This window comes from Streptomyces sp. adm13(2018), from assembly GCF_008042145.1.
GTDB lineage: Bacteria > Actinomycetota > Actinomycetes > Streptomycetales > Streptomycetaceae > Streptomyces.
This window is the reverse complement of sequence record NZ_RDBH01000245.1, coordinates 1-3,177: the sequence shown is the minus strand read 5'-3', so window position 1 is coordinate 3,177 and position 3,177 is coordinate 1. Positions and strand designations below refer to the sequence as shown.

Here is a 3,177-nt window from a genome sequence, read left to right as displayed (position 1 = left end):
CCCCGAGGGAGACCCGCCCCATGCCGGAGACCAGCCCCTCGACCGTGCGCGACTGGCTGCGCGGCATCGAGGTCTTCGCCCGCCCGCTGCCCGCGTTCGACCCGGAGGGAGCACCGGCCGAGCCCTCCGAGCTGTTCCTGGCCTGGCTCAGGGAGGCGGTGAACGCCGGTGTCCCCGACGCGCACGCCATGACCCTGGCCACGGTCGACGAGTGTAGACGTGTTATGAGGACGTGTCTGTCTCTTGGATGATCGCCTGTGCGGTTGCCGTCCGAGTGGGCGGATTTCTGTGTCCGGGTCCAATCGCCCCTGCCGCGCGGAGGCTGCTTGACTGTGTCGCGTCGCCGCCGAGGCGGAGGAGTGGCTCTCGCCGCCCCCGACGGTCGACCGGAAGGGCCCTGCGTGTCGTTCGCGGTGTTCTGCACGCAGGGGCCCTTCGGTCGTATGCGCCCCTCCCGTTCGTGTCGAGCGCCTCCTACGACCCGGACCGTACGCGCACCCCGTCGACATCTCCGAGTCACAGCTGCTGGCCAGTACGGGTATTCATCCAGGCATCCATGAATCTGTTGTGACGTGATCCTCGCATCTGCAAGATAATGCTGCGGGGCGGTGCCGTGGACATCCCGAGCGCGCCGCCCGGGGCGGGCCCGTACCTCCCTCCGTATCCGCTGCTCCTGCTCACGAGGCGAGGTCGGACAGATGACGACAGGCACCTACGACAGCACGGCCGTCGACTCCGGCCGCTCCGGCGCCCACCGCCGCCCGGACGGGCGCATCGCACGCTTCGTCGCCCGGGCCCTGGGCGACAGCCGCACCGTCCTCAACGTCGGCGCCGGCACCGGCTCCTACGAGAACATCGACGGCATCGTGACCGCCGTCGAGCCGTCGGCCGCCATGCGGGCCCGGCGCCCGGACGGACACGTGACGGCCGTGAACGCCGTCGCCGAGGAACTCCCTTTCGCGGACGGCACCTTCGACGCCGCCATGACGCTTTTCAGCGTGCACCAGTGGAGCGACGTCACGGCCGGCCTGCGGGAGATGCGCCGCGTGACCACCGGCCCCGTCGTCGTCCTCACCTGCGACCCCGCCCTCGTCCGGGACTTCTGGCTGCACGCGTACGCACCCGCCGTCCTCGACACGGAGGCCCGCAGGTACCCGTCCGTCGACCGGATCGCGGCCGCCCTCGGCGGAACCGTCACCGTCGAGGCCCTCCCGATCCCGCTCGACTGCACCGACGACTTCAACGAGGCGTACTACGGCCGGCCCGAGATGCTCCTCGACCCCGCCGCCCGGCAGGCGTGCTCCGCCTGGAGCTTCGTCGACGACGCGGCCCGCGAGCACTTCGACCGCACCCTCCGCCGTGATCTGGCCTCCGGCGCCTGGGACGCACGCCACGGCCATCTGCGCGCCCGCCCGACCTACCAGGGCTCCCTCGTCGTCATCGCGGCGACTCCGGAGGGCTGAGGCCGCCTTGGCCTGCTCGTAACGGGACGCCCCGGGTGTTCATGGCCGCGGCCGACCCTCTGGCGCGCGGTGGCGATCAGAGCTGGAGGAAGTCGTCTGTCCGGCCGATCACACGAGTATGTCTTCCGATCCCGAGGGCCCTGCCACGACGCCCGCCGAGACCACCGCCGAGTCGGAGCGCCACGCCACCTGGCTGGAGCTGTTCTTCGACCTGGTCGCCGTCGTCGGCATCGCCCAGCTGGCCCACCTCCTGCACGACGATCCGGACCGGGGCGACCTGGGGCTCTACTGCCTGCTGTTCCTGGCGTTCTGGACCGCCTGGATGTGCTTCACCACCTACGGCAACGTCGCCGCGAGCAAGGCGCACACCCGGACCATCCTCCTCGGCATGTTCGGCCTCGCCGTCATGGCCGCGGCCGTGCCCGAGATCGATTCCGACCACGGACGGGCCTTCGCACTCGCCTATGTCCTGGTGCGCTTCCTCGCCTCACGGGTGTGGCAGGCCCGTGGCGAGGTCGTCGTCGACTGGCCGACCGCGCAGCTCACGGTGGGCGTCGTGCCCTGGCTCGTCTCCCTCTGGGCGGAGACCCCGACCCGCTACTGGCTCTGGGCGGCCGGCCTCGCGATCGACCTGGGGCTCACCTTCGTCCTGTCGCGCAACCGGCTCCTGAGCCGGGCCACGGAGGAGTGGCAGGACCAGCACGGGAAGCGCGAGCGACCGTCGCGGACGCGGCCCGTGGCCGCCCGCTTCGACCCGAGGCACCTCGACGAGCGGCTCGGCCTGTTCACCCTCATCGTCATCGGCGAGAGCGTCGCCCTCACGGTCGAGGCCGCGTCGGAGGCCGAGTGGGACGGCCGGCTGGGCACCCTGGCCGTGGGCTCCTTCGTCCTTCTCCTCGCCCTGTGGGCGCTCGCGGTCCGCCGCTCGTGCGGCGTGCCCCTGCTCGGGTTCGGGGTGCTCGCCCCGCGCTTCGCGCTCCCGCTCCACTGTCTGGCCACCGGCGCGCTCGCCGCGCTGGCCGCGTCCCTCGGCGGAGCCATGGAACAGGCCGAGGGACCGCTGCCGGCGAAGGTGCGCTGGCTGATGTGCGGCAGCGTCGCCGTGTTCCTGGCGGTCGGTCTCCTCGGCGGGGCGCTGTCGGGGCGTGGACTCCGGTGGGTCCTGGCGGTCGGGGTACCCATCGTGGCCGCACCGGTCGTCCTGGCCGCTGCCACGAGCGGCGGGTACCCGGGCGCGCTCGTGTGGATCCTGGTGGTGGTGGCTCGGTGGCCCTGGTTCTACGACAAGCGTGTCGTACGCGCGCCGGTCGCGGACCGGCACACCTGAGCGGGATCGACACCGAAGGCCTCGCTGTGGCCGGTCGGTTGTCGTGTTGGCCTGTCGCCGTACGGTTGTCGTGCTCGCCGTCGCTGTTCGCCGTCGCTCCAGCCCGGGCCGTGGGCTCCGATCGCCGACGGTCGCCTCCGTTCCGAGCCGGGCACAGGGCGGCCCGGCTGCGCACGCCGGGACGAGGGCGCACCCGTACGCCCGCCCGACAGCCGGGCGCGCGGAGGAGCGCGACGGCGCCCGCCCGTCGAACGCCTGACTCCCGGCCGCCTGCCCGAAAGGATGAACAGCGCCCGTTGACGGCGTTTCTCCCCGGCGCCGCCGTCACGCTGCTGACGTGCGCAAGGAGCTCGACCACAGGGTCCCGTCCCAGCGACCGTCCCGCGG

The 3,177-nt window shown here is 72.5% G+C and carries 3 protein-coding genes; 2 read left to right on the top strand and 1 reads right to left on the bottom strand.

The genetic code is table 11. The features are described 5' to 3' along the window. Positions 1 to 202, bottom strand: a 202-nt coding sequence (locus EAO70_RS40160) for a hypothetical protein (protein WP_222723516.1), incomplete at its 3' end; no start/stop codon positions are given. Positions 203 to 698: 496 nt separating this feature from the next. Between EAO70_RS40160 and EAO70_RS36120 the strand changes: the two genes are divergently transcribed. Further along, complete coding sequence (locus EAO70_RS36120) at positions 699 to 1,463, top strand: class I SAM-dependent methyltransferase (RefSeq protein WP_148007018.1); 765 nt, start codon at positions 699 to 701, stop codon at positions 1,461 to 1,463. A 118-nt stretch (positions 1,464 to 1,581) separates the two neighbouring features. Next, on the top strand, positions 1,582 to 2,790 hold the full coding sequence (locus EAO70_RS36115) for a low temperature requirement protein A (RefSeq protein WP_148007017.1): 1,209 nt from the start codon (positions 1,582 to 1,584) through the stop codon (positions 2,788 to 2,790). Positions 2,791 to 3,177 lie beyond the last annotated feature (387 nt).

Excerpts from the sequence above, each read along its gene's own strand:
- EAO70_RS36120 (WP_148007018.1), top strand. The coding sequence starts at position 699 with ATGACGACAGGCACCTACGACAGCACGGCCGTCGACTCCGGCCGCTCC.
- EAO70_RS36115 (WP_148007017.1), top strand. The coding sequence starts at position 1,582 with ATGTCTTCCGATCCCGAGGGCCCTGCCACGACGCCCGCCGAGACCACC.